At 73.7% G+C, this 15314-nt stretch carries 14 protein-coding genes; 11 read left to right on the top strand and 3 right to left on the bottom strand.

Annotation, left to right across the window (positions count from 1 at the left end):
* Positions 1 to 171: 171 nt before the first annotated feature.
* The 9 genes from MW084_RS12360 to tgmC form a co-directional block, all read left to right on the top strand.
* The coding region (locus tag MW084_RS12360) for a hypothetical protein (protein ID WP_275563595.1) at positions 172 to 917 on the top strand (746 nt) is incomplete at its 5' end.
* A gap of 503 nt (positions 918 to 1420) precedes the next feature.
* Positions 1421 to 2086, top strand: coding sequence for an ArsR/SmtB family transcription factor (locus MW084_RS12355; protein ID WP_050986737.1), 666 nt, complete (start codon positions 1421 to 1423; stop codon positions 2084 to 2086).
* Positions 2083 to 3402, top strand: coding sequence for an MFS transporter (locus MW084_RS12350; protein ID WP_010469683.1), 1320 nt, complete (start codon positions 2083 to 2085; stop codon positions 3400 to 3402). The genes MW084_RS12355 and MW084_RS12350 overlap by 4 nt, the downstream gene beginning before the upstream one ends.
* 531 nt (positions 3403 to 3933) lie before the next feature.
* Positions 3934 to 5145, top strand: a complete 1212-nt coding sequence (locus tag MW084_RS12345; RefSeq protein ID WP_029553391.1) for a helix-turn-helix domain-containing protein — start codon at positions 3934 to 3936, stop codon at positions 5143 to 5145.
* A gap of 94 nt (positions 5146 to 5239) precedes the next feature.
* The gene (locus tag MW084_RS12340; RefSeq protein WP_010469679.1) at positions 5240 to 5725 is read left to right on the top strand and encodes a recombinase family protein; all 486 of its coding nucleotides are present in this window, start codon (positions 5240 to 5242) and stop codon (positions 5723 to 5725) included.
* The gene (locus tag MW084_RS24720; RefSeq protein ID WP_029553390.1) at positions 5722 to 5997 is read left to right on the top strand and encodes a DUF7848 domain-containing protein; all 276 of its coding nucleotides are present in this window, start codon (positions 5722 to 5724) and stop codon (positions 5995 to 5997) included. The genes MW084_RS12340 and MW084_RS24720 overlap by 4 nt, the downstream gene beginning before the upstream one ends.
* 531 nt (positions 5998 to 6528) lie before the next feature.
* Positions 6529 to 6801 (top strand): putative ATP-grasp-modified RiPP, encoded by a 273-nt coding sequence (gene tgmA / locus MW084_RS12335; protein ID WP_255115050.1) that lies wholly within the window; start codon positions 6529 to 6531, stop codon positions 6799 to 6801.
* Between the two features lie 12 nt (positions 6802 to 6813).
* Complete coding sequence (gene tgmB, locus MW084_RS12330; protein WP_010469676.1) at positions 6814 to 7773, top strand: ATP-grasp ribosomal peptide maturase; 960 nt, start codon at positions 6814 to 6816, stop codon at positions 7771 to 7773.
* A complete protein-coding gene (tgmC, locus tag MW084_RS12325; RefSeq protein WP_010469673.1) occupies positions 7766 to 8887 on the top strand; it encodes an ATP-grasp peptide maturase system methyltransferase in 1122 nt (373 codons plus the stop codon). Before tgmB ends, tgmC begins: the two co-directional genes overlap by 8 nt.
* Positions 8888 to 9036: 149 nt before the next feature.
* On the opposite strand, the gene MW084_RS12320 is transcribed toward tgmC, so the two are convergent.
* Positions 9037 to 9225: a GntR family transcriptional regulator gene (locus MW084_RS12320; protein ID WP_078571500.1), complete on the bottom strand. Its 189-nt coding sequence runs from the start codon at positions 9223 to 9225 to the stop codon at positions 9037 to 9039.
* Positions 9226 to 9527: 302 nt separating this feature from the next.
* On the bottom strand, positions 9528 to 10442 hold the full coding sequence (locus tag MW084_RS12315; protein WP_010469669.1) for an aminoglycoside phosphotransferase family protein: 915 nt from the start codon (positions 10440 to 10442) through the stop codon (positions 9528 to 9530).
* Between the two features lie 613 nt (positions 10443 to 11055).
* On the opposite strand from MW084_RS12315, the gene MW084_RS12310 reads away from it, so the two are divergent.
* Entirely contained in the window at positions 11056 to 13359 is a 2304-nt protein-coding gene (locus MW084_RS12310; protein WP_010469667.1) for a heavy metal translocating P-type ATPase, read from the top strand.
* A gap of 190 nt (positions 13360 to 13549) precedes the next feature.
* Positions 13550 to 14214 (top strand): HD domain-containing protein (locus MW084_RS12305; RefSeq protein WP_275563593.1); only part of this gene is annotated, 665 nt, incomplete at its 5' end.
* 82 nt (positions 14215 to 14296) lie between these two features.
* On the opposite strand, the gene MW084_RS12300 is transcribed toward MW084_RS12305, so the two are convergent.
* Positions 14297 to 14818: a DinB family protein gene (locus tag MW084_RS12300; protein WP_029553388.1), complete on the bottom strand. Its 522-nt coding sequence runs from the start codon at positions 14816 to 14818 to the stop codon at positions 14297 to 14299.
* Positions 14819 to 15314: the final 496 nt, after the last annotated feature.

Genomic DNA, 15314 nt, shown 5'->3' with positions numbered 1-15314 from the left:
GGAGGTTACGGGGGTGTGGGAGCGCCCGGCCGGGGTGAGGGCCCGGAGGTTACGGAGGCGTCGGAGACGTCGGAGGCGCCGGGTCCGGACTTCCGGAAGGCGGAAGGCAGCCGGGGCTTCCGAAAGGGAAAGNGGGGCCGGGAAGGGGGCCCGAGTTTCCGGAAGGCNNNNCGTGGGCCAGGGGGACCGGTCCGGGGGAGGTGCCGGGGGCCCGGAGGCCGGGGGAGGACCCGGACGTGCGCGGGCCGGAGGCCCGGGGCCCGGAAGGGAGCCCGGAGCCGGACTGGTGGAGCGTGGTGCCCGGATTCACCGGCGGCGTGGAGGTCCCGGAGCTGCTGGCACCGCCGAAACCCGCGGAGGACCCGAAGGTCCCGGAGGCGGAGGCGGGCAAGCCCCGGAAGCGGGGACTGCGCCGGCTGCTCGGCCGTACGGGCGGGACGCGGCCCGAAGCGGAGGCGGCGCGGACGGCGTCGGCTCCGGCGGCCCCGGCGGCCGCCTCCGGCGGGACCCTGGTACGACGACTCCTGCGCCCCGGGCGGAAGGAGGCCCCCGCCGCGCCGGCCGCCGCTCCCGCGCGGGGGTTCGGCGACCCGGTCCTGCTGCTGGCGGCGGGGTGCCTGGTGCTCGGCACGGTCACCGGTTCCTGGCTCGCGCTGGCGGCGGGCTGGCTCCTGGCGTACGCGACGCGCCGCCTCAGCCGCGGGCAGGCCAAGTGGGGCGTGCTGGGCCTGCCGGGCGCGGTGGCGGCGGGCGCCGCGGTCTGGCTGTGGGGCCGCGTCGACGGCCGCTGGGGGGAACCGCTCCCGCCGGGCGGCCCGGCCCTGGCGCAGGCCCTCCGCGAGACCTGGCCGTGGACCCTGCGCGCCGCGGCCCTGGCGACGGCGGCGTACCTGGTCTGGCGCGCCCGCCGCCGCTGACCCGGCCTCGGCCTCGCCCCGGTCCGCCTTCGCCGACCCGTCCGGGGGCCCGCGCCCGCCCGGGCCCTGCCGCACCGGGCGGGCGCCGATGTCGCACGGAGACGCCGCGGCGGCGGCCCGTACTGGTGGCCCGTACTGGTGGCGGTTCGGCCCGTACCGGTGGTGGTTCGGCCCGTATCGGTGGCCCGTACCGGTGGTGTGCCGCGGCGACGGTGGTGGCGATCCGCACATGGCCCGTACTGACGAACCGTACTGGCGGCCCGTACTGGCGACCCGTACCGGCGGGGGTTCGGCCTACACCGGTGAGGCGTGTGCCGACGGGGGCTCGGGGCGCACCGGGGCCGCCGCCCCGGGCCGTCGTCCTCCGACCCGCACCGGGGGTCTTCCAGCGAAAGAGCCCACACCGCACGGGACATGGCGAACCCTCACCGGCAGAACAACCGCGGAGACTTCTTCGCGAAGAACTCTTTGCAAAGAACTCTCCGCGTTCTAGTGTGCGAGGCATGGCCGAGACATCGAAGGGGCCGGACGGCCCGCGGGAAGAAGCGGAATCAGTGGTCCTGGATGCCCGGGGGCTGCGCGCCCTGGCACATCCGGTGCGCGTGCAACTGGTCGGACTGCTGCGGAAGTACGGGCCGTCGACGGCCACCCGCCTCGCGGAGCGCCTGGGAGTGAACTCCGGGACCGCCAGCTACCATCTGCGGCAGCTCGGCGCGGCCGGTTTCGTCGAGGAGGACGTGGAACGCGGCAACGCGCGGGAGCGCTGGTGGCGTTCGGTGCACCGGACGACGGAGATCAATGACCGGGAGCTCCTCGACCGGGAACCCGAGGCCGCCATGGCCTTCCTGCAGTCCGTCGCCGCCGCCTCCACCCTGCGCACCCGGCAGGCGCTGAACGACCTGCGGACGATGCCCCGCGCATGGCAGGACACCTTCGACATGAGCGACTGGGCCCTGCGGCTCACTCCGGAGGAGGCGGTCGCCCTGCGCCGGGAGTTGAGAGCCGTCATCGCCCGGTACCGGAAGGACACGCCGGAAGAGGCGGCGAACGCGCCCGAGGGAGCCGAGCGGGTGGGCGTCATCACGCACCTCCTGCCCGAGCGGGACGTGCCCGCCGTGCCGGGCGCGCACGGCGACGGCGGGGGGCCGACCGGGACGGGGACGTCATGACGAAGGACTCCCGGGGCACCGACGGCATATCCGGCAGGCGGTCCTTACGGCCCCTGACCGGGGTGCTGGCGGCCATGGCCGTGGCACTGACCGGTACGGGAATCTCGGCCGTGGCACTGCCCTGGTTCGTCCTCGTCACGACCGGCAGCGCCACTCTCACCGGGGTGGTCGCCTTCTGCCAGATGGCCCCCTACGTGGTGGTCAAGGCGCTCGCCGGCCCCCTGGTGGACCGGACCGGCCCGCGGGCCGTCTCCTGGAGCACGGATCTGGTCAGCGCGGTCGCCGCCGCGGCGGTCCCCCTGGCCCACGCCCTGGGTCTGCTCTCCTTCCCGCTCCTCCTGGTCCTCGTCGCGGTGATCGGCGCGGCGCGCGGCCCCGGCGACCTCGCCAAGGAGGTCATGGTGCCGGAAGCGGCCGAGCGCGGCCGAGTGCCGCTGGAGCGGGCCACCGGCCTGTCCGGCGCGATCGAGCGCCTCGCCTCCACCATCGGCCCCGCGGTCGGCGGCTCCCTGGTGGCGCTGCTCGGACCCCTGACGGGACTCGCGGTCAACGCGGTCTGCTTCGCCCTCGGTTCGGTGGCCGTCGGGCTGGCACTGCCCCGCGGCATGGGGCACGCGGCCGAGGAGACCGCCCCGCCGCCCGGGGAGGCCGCCCCGGGTTACTGGCGGCGGTTCGGCGAGGGCTTCACGTTCCTCCGGGGGGAGCCGCTGCTGTGCACCGTCATCGGCATGGTGGGGATCACCAACCTGCTGAACGCGGCGTTCAACGCGGTGCTCGTACCCGTCTGGGCCAGGGAGTCCGGCAGCGGACCGGCCGCGATCGGCCTGATGGGCAGCGTCGCGGGGGCCACAGCGGTCGCCGGGAGCCTGATCGCCGCGATGGCCGCGCACCGGTTGCGGCGCAGGACGGTGTTCTTCGCCGGGTTCCTGCTGGCCGGGGCGCCGAAGTTCCTGGTCCTCGCCCTCGACGCCCCACTGGGGACGGTCCTGGCCGTCTTCGCCGTCAGCGGGTTCGGGGCGGGCTTCCTCAACCCGGTGATCGGGGCCGTCGTCTTCGAGCGGGTGCCGCGCCGGATGCTGGGCCGGGTCAACGCCCTCGGCGACTCGCTGGCCTGGTCCGGCATCCCCCTCGGCGGACTGATCGCCGGGGCGGCGGTGGCCTCGGTCGGACTGATGCCGGTGCTGCTCGCCTGCGGAGCCGCGTACTTCCTCACCACGAACCTGGCCGCACTGCGGCCCGAATGGCGCACGATGGACGGCAGGGGCGCGCGGGACGAACCGGAACCCCCTACGGCCATCGGCCCCGGCCGGGGGTGAGGAGACGGGCGCGGCGGGCCGCGCCCGGCCCCGGACGCCGCGGAGGAGCATGGCCATCGACGGGCGGGCTGCCCCGGGGACGCGTCCGCGGGTCCGGCGCCGGCGGGGCGCCGCGCTGGTCGGCCCGAGGGGGCCGAGGGTGCGGTACGGGCACGTGGTGGGCGAGGAGACAGGCCAGGTCGAGGCCATCTTCCGGCCTCCAGCCGGTCAGCTGTCCGCTGACAGCGATGCGGTCAAGCATCAGCCCGCCCACCACCCGGTTTCCGCCTTCGATAACCCCCGTGTACCGGCCTGACGAAACTCGCAGGTCAACTGTGCTGTGACGCTGCCAACCCCTCTTGATGGCCCCTCGGCACCGGCAACTCATGGAAGCGAGCGAGGCGGCACGGTGTCGTGGGTCGGCCTGAGGCGGGCAGGTTTCCTGGGGGAGCCGGGCCGAGGGTGCTCAAGTCCTTCGTCTGTTCCGTTCGCGCTGGGCGTCCGGACCTACCATCGGAACACAGCAGCCGGAGCAAGCGCACTGGGGTGATCGTGAGCAGCTGGGCCGACCTTACGAACGGTAAGCGCATCAAGCACCTGCGGGGCTCCGATCTGACGCAGCAGGGACTCGCCGATGCATCGGGGCTGTCCCTCGCCCTGGTGCAGAAGGCCGAGCAGGACCGCGGCGAGTTGTCCGTCGGTTCTCTGCTCAAGCTCGCCCACGCGCTGAACACGGACGTATCCGTGATCCTGGGCCAGCAAGCACCGCGCCGGGGCATGAACCAGGGCGACCGCGCCGCGCTGCGCCAACTGTCCGACGCCGTGCACGAGAGCGCCCTCGGTGAGTGGGAAGGCATCGAGGACCCGAGCACCGTCGAGGATCTGAGTGAGGCCCGCGACCGTGCGTGGGGCGCCTACTGGGCGAGCGACACGGCGAAAGTCAGTAGTTACGCCTCCCAGGTGCTCATGGAGGGGCAGGTTCGGTACGCGAGCGCTACGGGCAGCGAGCGCGAGCAGTTGGGTTCGATCCTGGCGAGCGCCTACCGCGTAGCCGCGTCCTGCTCGAACGGATTCGGGCAACGCGACCTTGCGTTGAGCGCGCTCACGTCGGCGAAGCACCTCGCGCGGGAAGCCGATGACCCCGTGATGACGGCGCTGTTGGAATCCACGCTGTCGTGGATCTACCTGCGCGGCGCCAAGTTGCCGCGTGCCGTCGCCGTGGCCGAGCGGGCGGCACTGGCGATCGAGCCGTCGTTCAGCAACGGGTCGCGTCCGCAGTTGCTCGCGTACGGGCGGTTGATGATCTCCGCAGCCGTGGCAGCGTCGCGGCGGGAGGACGAGAGCGCGGCCGACGACTACATCTCGCAGGCGCACGCCGCAGCGGCGAGGCTCGGACGAGACGAGAAGTTGTACGGGACCAGCTTCGGCCCAACGGCGGTGAAGGCCGAGGCAGTCGGAATCCACGTCGCCCTGAAGAACTATGGGCGCGCGCTGAAGCTCGCCGGTCACCCCGACATGAAGAAGCTGCCCAAGTCCATGTCGAAGGTTGCCCGCAACCGCTACAAGCTTGACGTCGCCCTCGCGCAGTGCGTGGCGGGCCTTTACGACCAGGCCGGAGACACACTGATCGAGGTGGCGCTCGATGCTCCGGAGTGGGTCAGGCACCAGGCGTTGCCGGGCGTCATCGGTAAGCGCCTTGCGAAGGTGTCCACGGCGCGCGTACGGAACATCAGCGAACTCATCGGCATGCCCTTGATCGCGTGAGTCCTACGGGGCGTAGGAGCGCCGCCCCACCGACTACGCCCAGTCGTACGCCTCGTCACTTCACCGTGGGTGATCAGGTGGGCACGATTGCTGCATGGCCATCGTCGAGAGCGGACAGAGGCAGGGGCGGGCGAGGGTCCGCCGAACCAAAGGCGACCTGAGACGGCGACAGGCACTCGCGGACGCGGCAGCGGGCATCGGGCCGGGTGAGGCCGACGTGCCGGCCGAGGCGGCGAGGGTCGAGCGATTCCGCTGCGTGATCTACCTGTGCGGTGCCCCCAGTACGGACATCACGGCGCCCCGCCGGGAGTGCGCCGAGTACGCCGAGGCGTTCGGGTGGGAGGTCACGGGCGTGATCGAGGAACACGCGGGGCTGCTGCCGCCGCACGGGCGTGACGGGCTGGGACGGGCCGTCGAGCACATCAGGAGCGGCGAGGCCGGGGCGGTGCTCACAGCGTGGCGCTCGATGATCTCGTCCGTGCCGCAGGAGTACGACGAGGTGGCGCGCGAGATCGAGAAAGCCGGCGGCTTCCTGCACGTCAAGGACTCGGTGCACAGCGAGCGAAGGGTCGTGCGGTGACTCGCCGCAGGTTCCGTCACGTCCCGTCCACCTTCGAGCAGGACCAAACGGCAGAACCGGAGTGCGAGGCACGGTGCGTGTCCGGTGACGAGACCGAGTGCGGGGCGGAGTCCGGTGCGCACAACGGCCCGGGGCCCGTCGAGCAGTGGCAGCGCAGGCATACGCAGGAGACCGGACACCGACGCTATCGCCGGAGCTTCGGCGACTACGCCGTAATGCGGCCCCCGGCACAACTCGCCCAGTTCGTGCGGGCGAACGGGGGCACGGCATGATCTTCGCCCCGGCTGTCGCACGCCCGTGGCGTGATGCCTGGCCGCTTGTCGCGCGGACGGACGACGGGAACCCGTGGGTGACCGGGGCCTGTCGGCTGTACTGCCGACGCGGGGACGTACGTGTCCTGTGGGTCGGTTCGGTGGCGACGCCGGGCGGAACGGGTGACTTGTACGCGTGCGGCCCGTGCATCGCGGAGCTCGACCACATGGTGCGCGTCCAGTCGCATGACCGGGACCGCACCACGGACCGCGCCGCACAGTCCGCCATGCTCACCATGTCCGCACACGCACCCCCGCCGCAGCCCCTGCCCGCGGGCGCGACTGGGGGCCGTCACCGACTGCCCCGCCGTTGAAGACTCCGCTCCCTGCCGAGGACGACCCGTTCACAGGTTCTCCCACACCATCCCCGGCAGGGGGCGGGCACCACCCCCGCCCCGGTCGGATCGTCCGCCCGCAACCCCTGGACAGGTCGAGCGCCTGCCGGGGTGGGTCCAGCACGACACCACCGTACGAAGCGACCAAGGAGGAGACTTGCGAACGAGCCTCACAGGTACGGAGACCACCGCGCCGACCCCGTGGGGGCTGCGCCGTATGGCTCCGCTGCGCAACGGTTCTTCCTCGCCGTGGCGGTACGCGGGCCTCGACCCGGCCACGCAGACAGGCCGATGGATCGGTGAGGACGGAGCCATGACGCCGGCCGAACTCGGCAAGCACGGCACGAGCGTGAACACCTACCCGCCCACGCAGGTCAGCAAGGACGGCAAACAGGACCCCGACTCCGGCCACGACGCGACGCAGGACTGAGGGGAGAGCGTCATGGGCGGACGCCCGGTGCTGGTCTGCACAGAGTCGGAGGACGCAACCGCCGATCTGGTCATCGCCGAGTTGAACCGGCGCCGGGTGCCCGTCCTCCGGTTCGACCCGGGGCGCGACTTCCCCGTGTGCGTGGTGCTCGACGCGCGTATCGAAGCGGGCGGGTGGGCCGGGCGGCTGACCGTCGGGGACCGCACGGCCGATCTGTCTGCCGTGCGTGCCCTGTACCACCGCCGACCGAGCCCCTACCCGACGGGGACCGGCGAGCAGGCGGCCAGATTCGCCGCCCAGGAGAACCGGCGCGGCCTGGGCGGCGTGCTGGGCGCGCTACCGGGGTGCCTGTACCTGAGCCACCCGCAGGCCATTGCGCGGGCGGAGTACAAGCCCGCGCAACTCGACGCGGCGACCCGCGTAGGGCTCACGATCCCGGCCACCCTGATCACGAATGACCCGATGGAGGCCAAGGCGTTCTCTGGCGCACAGCCGACCATTTACAAGCCCTTGCACGCCGGGGCGTACGAGGTGGAGGGCGAGCCCGCCGGCATCTGGGCCGCCCCCGTCGAGGCGGGCGGGATCGACGGCGGCGTGAGCCACAGTGCCCACCTGTTCCAAGCGCAGGTGCCCAAGGTGGCGGACGTGCGCGCGGTCGTCGTCGGCGAGCAGGTGCTCAGCGCTCGTATCACGGCGCCGCCCGGGGTCGTGGACTGGCGAGCCGAGTACCAGAACCTCACCTACGAACCGATCACCTGCCCGGACGGGATGGGCGGGGCGTTGGTGCGGTTCCTCGCCGACTTCGGCCTGGACTTCGGCGCCTTCGACTTCGCGGTGACTGCGGACGGTACATGGTGGTTCCTGGAGTGCAATCCCAACGGCCAGTGGGCGTGGCTCAAAGACGCGGCCGGACTGCCGATCACACACGCAATCGCAGACCTGTTGGAGAATGGAGCGAGCCGGCATGAGTGACCCCCTGCCGTCGGAACACCTCCGGGCCGACCTCGTGCGGCGCCTGGCAGAGTCGGGCGCCCTGCACAGCCCGGAATGGGAAGCGGCCGTCATGGCCGTACCCCGTGAGGCGTTCCTCGCGCGTGGCTGGTTCGAGTACGAAGACGGCGGCTGGTATCGCCCGGTGACGGGGAGCACGGAGGCCGGACTCGCGCGGATCTACGAAGACGACACCCTTGTGACGCAGGTGGCCGGGAGCGTCTTCCCCGACCAGGTCGAGGGGCGTATCGCCGCTGCCCCGTCGTCGTCGTCCACCCTGCCGGGTCTGGTCGTGCGGATGCTCGAAGCCCTGCGGGTGACCGAGAAGACACGCGTCCTTGAGATCGGCACAGGTACGGGCTACTCAACCGCGCTGCTCTGCCATGTCGTCGGCGAGGACGACGTGATCACGGTCGAGGTGGACGCGGAGGTGGCCGCCCGCGCGGGAATGGCCCTCGCGGGCGCCGGGTACCGGCCTACCCGCGTGGCCGGCGACGGTCTCGTGGGCTGCAAGGAGGGCGGCCCGTATGACCGCGTGATCGCCACGTGCGGCGTGCGCACCGTGCCGGCCGACTGGCTCGCGCAGACCCGGCCCGGCGGTGAGGTGCTGGTCACGGTCGGCGGTTGGATGCACGCATCCGAACTCGTCCGGCTCACGGTCGCCGACGACGGCACGGCAAGCGGTCCGGTTCTCGGCGGACAGGTCTCGTTCATGCTGGCCCGCCCTCACCTTCCGCCCCCGTTGGGCATCCTGCCGGACCTCGACGAGGGTGACGCGGTGTCTGCGAAGCTGGGTGCGGATGTGCTCGACGACTGGACCGCCCGGTTCGTCGCGCAGTTCGCCGCGCCGCGCGCACAGCGGTTCACGCTGGAACGTGACGGCCGGCCCGAACACGTCGTGATCGACGTGGACGCCGAGGCGTGGGCGGTCGTCTTCCAAGATGGCGGACGGTGGATGGTCCGGCAGGGTGGTACGGCACGCCTGTGGGACGAGATCACCGAGCGTGTCACTCAGTGGCAGGCGGACGGGCGCCCGCCCGCCGACCGTATGCGGCTGCACATCGGCCCCGACGGACAACACCTCACCTGGGCGTGACCGCGGGCTGGCGGGCTCCATGCCGCCCCGTCCGTCCGCCGTCCCCGTGGGGGACGGGCGGGGCTTCCTGCTTACGCGCTCCGGGTGGACTCTTCCGGCGCCTGCTCGGGCTTCTGCTCGACCACGTACGGATCGCGCCCCGACACCGCTTAGACGAATCCTTCCTCGGTGAGTACGGCGATCGCGCGGCGGAACGTCGGACGGGGTGGGCCGTAAGCGTCCGCGAGGGCGTTCTCACCGGGCACGGCGCGGTTGGGGTTCCAGTCGCCGCGCTTCACGCGTGCGCGCAAGACCCACGCGAGCTGCTGAAACGGCGCCGCTGGCGCGTCGCGCTCCACCTGGTCCGACGGCGCTGGTGCGGCTACGAGCAAGCTCGGACGAGATCCCGGCACTCGGCCGTGGCCCCGCCGACCCTATGCAGGCCCGAGCAGCCGTATGCCACCGGCTCCGCGCTTGTCGTCGAACACGACGCCGCCCGGCTCCAGTACGACGGCCGTTCGTATCGGCTCACGATGCGGCGGCTGCTGCGGAACACCGGTAAGGAGCCCGTGACCCGCTACCTGATCCGCATCTCCGTGGACCGCTGTCCCGGCGACTCGGAAACCTGCCGCTCCCAGGTCGGGACGGGGCTCGGGCGGGGTCAGGCGCCGGACAGGGACAGGAGGAAGCGGGTCCGCGCGTCGTCGCGCCGCGCGCGGACCGCGGGGGCCGCGTTGAGGACGGCCAAGGCCCGGCACCAGGCCCGGACGCGGTCGGGGGACAGGCCGGGCACCGCCGCCGCCAGCTCCTCGATCCGCTCCTCCAGCACGGGGAGGGCCGTGGCTCCCCCGAGCACCCAGTCCACCGCGTCGAAGTCGGGGTCGCCCCACGCGGGGCGCGGGTCGATCGCCACCAGGCGGGCGCCCGGGCCGGACAGCACGTTGGCCGGGTGCAGATCGCCGTGGACGAGCCCTGCGGGTCCGTCGGCGGCGAGTTCCAGGGCCGCCGCCCGGGCCCGGCCGAGCAGCGCCGGGTCGATCCGCCCGCCCGCGCCGCCCGCCGCCGACCTGCGGCGGGCCATGTCGAAGAGGAAGCCGACCCGGTGCGACAGGGGCCGCACCGAGGGCAGCGCCCCCGGCGGGGGCGGGGCGGCCCGCAGTTCCCGCAGCAGCGCCGCGACCTCGGGCAGCCGCCGGACGGGCCGGCCCACCGGTTCTCCCGGTTCCACGTCCTCCAGCAGCAGGGCCCCGGCCCCCGGTGCGTACGCCAGCAGGGTGACGACCGAGGGCGTCCCCGCCCAGGCGCGCAGGGCCTCGGCCTCCTCGCGGGCGATGGCGGGTTCCGGCGTGAGCTTCAGCCACACCGGGGCGCCGGTGTCCCGCCGCAGGCAGCGGAACACCCGCGAGGTGCCGCCGCCACCCGCCTGAACCGGCTCCAGGTGCCAGCGGGCGGCGAGTTCGCCGACGAGCCCCGGCAGGCCGTCGCACCAGGCGAGCACCCCTGATCCGAACCGGGCGACGAGCCGGTCCCTGACCTCCGGGGCGACCTCCGGGACGACCGCGGCCGACTTCTCCATCACGCCTCCGCAGGTGGTCGGTGCGTCCTTCCGCGTCCCGGGGAACGATCCGGCTGCCTTTCGGGGTTCCGTCCCGCCCCCAGGGTTCCGTCCCGCCTCCCCGTGGTTCCGTCCCGCCCCTCGGGGTTTCGGCCCGCCCCTCGGGGTTTCGGCCCGCCCCTCGGGGTTTCGGCCCCCTGCCGTGGTTCCGTCCTGGGGTCGGACGCGTGCCGTACGCCGCGCACCGGCCGTACGCCGCGCACCGGGGGTACTCGACCGCTCCCGGCGGTGGGCCCGCCGTATCCGGTGCCGGTGATCGGACCCTCCCGGCGGTGGGCCCGAGGCCCCGGTACCGGCGGGAGGTCGCGAGCGGACCCGAGGAGTCCGGAGGGAGCCGGATGAGCCGAAGGGAACGGGAGAGAGGCGGAGGGAGCCGGATGGGCCGGACGGATCGGAAGGAGCCGGATGGGCCGGAAGGAGCCGGAGCGGACCCGAGGAGCCCGAGGAGCCCGAGGAACCTGAGGAACCTGAGGTCCGGTACGGGCGGGCGGCGGGCGGCGGAATTGCCGTATTTACGGGTAAGGGTTATATGGTGGAGGCATTTGATACCCCCCGTGGGTATGGAGGGAACGAGATGAGTGGTCCCGCGACCGCGCCCGGTACCGCCCAGGTCGAGCTCGCCATCGGCGGCATGACCTGCGCCTCCTGCGCCGCGCGCATCGAGAGGAAGCTCAACCGCATGGAGGGCGTCGAGGCCACCGTCAACTACGCCACGGAGAAGGCGAAGGTCCGCTTCCGAGACGCCGACGTCTCCGTGGCGGACCTCGTCGCCACCGTCGAGGCCACCGGGTACACGGCCCGGCCGCCCGCCCCGCGGACGGAGGAGGACGGGGGTGGCGGGACCAGCCCCGAGACCAGCCCCGAGACCAGCCCCGAGACCGGCCCCGAAGCCGACCCCGAGATGCTCGCCCTGCGGCAGCGGCTCCTCACCGCCCTCGTCCTGTCCGTGCCGGTCGTCGCGATGGCGATGATCCCGCCGCTCCAGTTCGACAACTGGCAGTGGCTCTCCCTCACCCTCGCCGCGCCCGTCGTGGTCTACGCGGGCTGGCCGTTCCACCGCGCCGCCTGGACCAACCTCCGGCACGGCGCCGCCACCATGGACACCCTGATCTCCCTGGGCACCTCGGCCGCGTTCCTGTGGTCGCTGTGGGCGCTGTTCTTCGGCACGGCCGGCGCGCACGGCATGCGGCACCCGTTCGAGCTGACCGTCTCGCGGGGCGACGGCAGCGGCAACATCTACCTGGAGGCCGCCGCCGGTGTGACCGCCTTCATCCTGGCCGGCCGGTACTTCGAGGCCCGCTCCAAGCGCAAGGCGGGCGCCGCGCTGCGGGCCCTGATGCAGCTCGGCGCCCGGGAGGCCGCCGTGCTGCGCGGCGGGCGCGAGGTGCGCGTGCCCACCGACGAGCTGCGGGTCGGCGACCGGTTCGTCGTACGGCCCGGCGAGAGCATCGCCACGGACGGCACGGTCGTGGAGGGCACCTCGGCGGTGGACGCTTCCATGCTGACCGGCGAGTCCGTGCCCGTCGAGGTCGCCGTCGGCGACACCGTCACCGGGGCGACCGTCAACGCGGGCGGCCGCATCGTCGTCGAGGCGACCCGGGTGGGCGCCGACACCCAGCTCGCCCGGATGGCGAAGCTCGTCGAGGACGCTCAGAACGGCAAGGCCGCCGCCCAGCGCCTCGCCGACCGGGTCTCCGCCGTGTTCGTCCCCGTCGTCATCGCCCTGGCCCTCGCCACGCTCGTCGGGTGGTTGCTGTCCGGCGCGGGCTGGACCGCCGCGTTCACCGCGGCCGTCGCCGTGCTGATCATCGCCTGCCCGTGCGCCCTGGGCCTGGCCACGCCCACCGCGCTGATGGTCGGCACCGGCCGGGGCGCCCAGCTCGGCATCCTCATCAAGGGCCCCGAGGTCCTGGAATCGACCCGCAAGGTCGACACCGTCGTCCTGGACAAGACCGGCACCGTCACCACCGGCCGCATGACCCTCCTCGCCGTCCACACCGCGAAGGGCACCGACAAGGCCGAGGTACTGCGGCTGGCGGGCGCGCTGGAGCACGCCTCCGAGCACCCCATCGCCCAGGCCGTCGCCGCCGGCGCCGCCGCCGAGGTCGGGGACCTGCCGGCCCCCCAGGACTTCGCGAACGTCCCCGGCCTCGGCGTCCAGGGGACCGTCGAGGGCCGCGCCGCCCTCGTCGGCCGCGAGAAGCTGCTCGCCGAGTGGTCCATCACCCTGCCCACCCCCCTGAAAGAGGCCAAGGACCAGGCCGAGGCAGCGGGCCGCACCGCGATCGCCGTCGCCTGGGACGGCCAGGCCCGCGCGGTCCTGGAAATCGCCGACGCCGTCAAGGACACCAGCGCCGAGGCCGTCCGCCGGCTGCGCGCCCTGGGCCTCACCCCGGTGCTGCTCACCGGTGACAACGCGGCCGTCGCCCGGGCCGTCGCCACTGAGGTCGGCATCGACCCGGAGTACGTCCTCGCGGAGGTGATGCCCGAGGAGAAGGTCGGCGTCGTCGAGCGCCTGCAGGGCGAGGGCCGTACCGTCGCCATGGTCGGGGACGGCGTCAACGACGCGGCCGCCCTGGCCCGGGCCGACCTCGGCCTGGCGATGGGCACCGGCACCGACGCCGCGATCGAAGCCGGCGACCTGACCCTGGTCCGCGGCGACCTGCGCGCCGCCGCCGACGCGATCCGCCTCTCCCGTCGCACCCTCGCCACCATCAAGTCCAACCTCTTCTGGGCGTTCGGCTACAACGTGGCGGCCCTGCCGCTGGCGGCGTCGGGGCTCCTGACCCCGATGATCGCCGGCGCGGCCATGGCCTTCTCCTCGGTCTTCGTCGTCGGCAACAGCCTGCGCCTACGAGGCTTCAAGGCCGCCGCCTGAACCCCGCGCCGTGCCGGCCTCCCGCGACCGGCGCGGCGCGAGACCGCCCGGAGGACGCCGACGCGGAGGGCTCGCGGGGCCTGTGGTGCACGGAGGGGCCGACCGGCAGGGGGAGGAGCCGGCCGGCAGGGNNAATGCTGNNNACNAACNCNNACNGNCNGCNGNNGNAANGGTCAGATGTNNGNANNNNTGACACAGCACCCCGCCCACGACGACCTGCGCCGCCGCTGGGCCCGGACCGTCCACCGGGCACGGGACGAGCGCCCCGCCGACGCCGGCGCCCCGCCGGCCGACCGGTACGCCGACGACCTCCTGCGCCGCTGGTCCGAGCCCCAGCGGCGGTACCACACCACCGACCACCTGCTCACCGTCCTGCACCGCGTCGACGAACTCGCCGACCACGCCCGCGACCCCGCCGCCGTGCGGCTCGCCGCCTGGTTCCACGACGCCGTGTACCTGCCGGACCGGGACACCAACGAGGAGCGCAGCGCCCGGCTCGCCGAGCGGGCCCTGCCCGAGCTGGGGGTGGATCCGGCCCGCACGGCGGAGGTCGCCCGGCTCGTCCGGCTCACCGCCACCCACGACCCGGCGCCCGGCGACCACGACGGGGAGGTGCTGTGCGACGCGGACCTGGCCGTGCTCGCCGGGGATCCGGAGGCGTACGGGGCGTACGCGGCGGCCGTGCGCGAGGAGTACGGGTTCGTCCCCGACGACGCGTACCGCGAGGGCCGCGCCGCCGTTCTCGGGCAACTCCTCGCCCTGCCGCGGCTGTTCCGCACCCCGTACGGCGCCGGGCGGTGGGAGGCCGCCGCGCGCCGCAACATGACCGCCGAACTGGGGCGGCTGAGCGGCTGAGGCGGCCCCCGCCGTCAGTCCGTGGCCGCCGTCAACCTGTGGCCGCCGTCCGCCTGTGGTCGTCGTCAGTCCGTGGCCGTCGTCAGTCCATGGCCGCCGCCGGGCCGTCGGCGGCGCGCTGGAGGCGGAGCTGGCCGATCTCCGCGACGTTCTTCATCAGCTCGGCGTTCACCCAGGCGACCATGTGCGCGACGGTGTACCGGGGGTCGTTTCCCCATGGGAACGGGGCGGCCGAGGCGAGGTCGGCGTCGGTGAGCCGGTCCAGTGCCTCCAGCCAGTCCACCCGCAGACCGTTCAGCCACGCGACGGTCGGGCCGCCCGCGCCCGGCCAGACGACGCCGGTGCGCTCCGGGGGCGTGTGGCTGCGGACGTGGGCGAGGGCCGTGCTCCACCACCAGCCGATGTGCCAGCTCAGCCAGCCGACGGTCGGTAGGGGAACGGGGTCGGGCTCGCTCTCCGCCCAGTCCGGTACCCACGTCCCGTCGCCGGCCGGGCGCATCGTCCAGCAGTTGGCGACGGGTTCCCACAGGAAGTCGTCGGGTTCGATCCTCTCCAGGTGGTACGTGAAGAGGGCCCAGGTCAGGTCGAACTGCCAGCGCAGCAGGTCGAGCGCGTGCCGCGGGGCGGGTTCGTCACGAGAGGCGTCGCGAGAGGGGTCACGAGAGGCGTCACAGGAGGCGTCGCGAGAGGGGTCACGAGAGGCGTCACAGGAGGCGTCACGAGAGGCGTCACAGGAAGCGTCCACCGTCCGACCCTCGCACGGCCCCGGCGCCACGGAAACCGGATATCGGCGCGCGGCGACGGAACGTTCCGGCGGGATGTCCCGGTGGCGGGGTGCCCCGACGGCGGGGCGGTGGGATGGCGAGGCCGCGAGACGACGCGGCGGCGCGGCTGTCCGGACGGGGCCCGCCCCCCGTGGCGCCGTCCGCCCGCCGATGCGAACGGGCCGCACGGAGCGGACGGTTCGCGCCCCGCCCCCCGTCCGCGCGAGGGGTGCCGCGCCCCGGGGTGGAACCGGCGGCGGGAATCCGGGCCTGACCGGCGGTGTTGCCACCGGACATGCCCTCCCAGAGCGATCGTCCGCCCGCCTCGTCCCCCAC

This window comes from Streptomyces sudanensis (assembly GCF_023614315.1).
GTDB lineage: Bacteria > Actinomycetota > Actinomycetes > Streptomycetales > Streptomycetaceae > Streptomyces > Streptomyces sudanensis.
This window is presented reverse-complemented; position numbering and strand designations above follow the sequence as displayed.

Coding starts and splice junctions, on each gene's coding strand:
- MW084_RS12315 (WP_010469669.1), bottom strand. CDS start 10,442: ATGGAGAAGTCGGCCGCGGTCGTCCCGGAGGTCGCCCCGGAGGTCAGG.
- MW084_RS12310 (WP_010469667.1), top strand. CDS start 11,056: ATGAGTGGTCCCGCGACCGCGCCCGGTACCGCCCAGGTCGAGCTCGCC.
- MW084_RS12340 (WP_010469679.1), top strand. CDS start 5,240: ATGGCCATCGTCGAGAGCGGACAGAGGCAGGGGCGGGCGAGGGTCCGC.
- MW084_RS12355 (WP_050986737.1), top strand. CDS start 1,421: ATGGCCGAGACATCGAAGGGGCCGGACGGCCCGCGGGAAGAAGCGGAA.
- tgmB (WP_010469676.1), top strand. CDS start 6,814: ATGGGCGGACGCCCGGTGCTGGTCTGCACAGAGTCGGAGGACGCAACC.
- MW084_RS12350 (WP_010469683.1), top strand. CDS start 2,083: ATGACGAAGGACTCCCGGGGCACCGACGGCATATCCGGCAGGCGGTCC.
- tgmC (WP_010469673.1), top strand. CDS start 7,766: ATGAGTGACCCCCTGCCGTCGGAACACCTCCGGGCCGACCTCGTGCGG.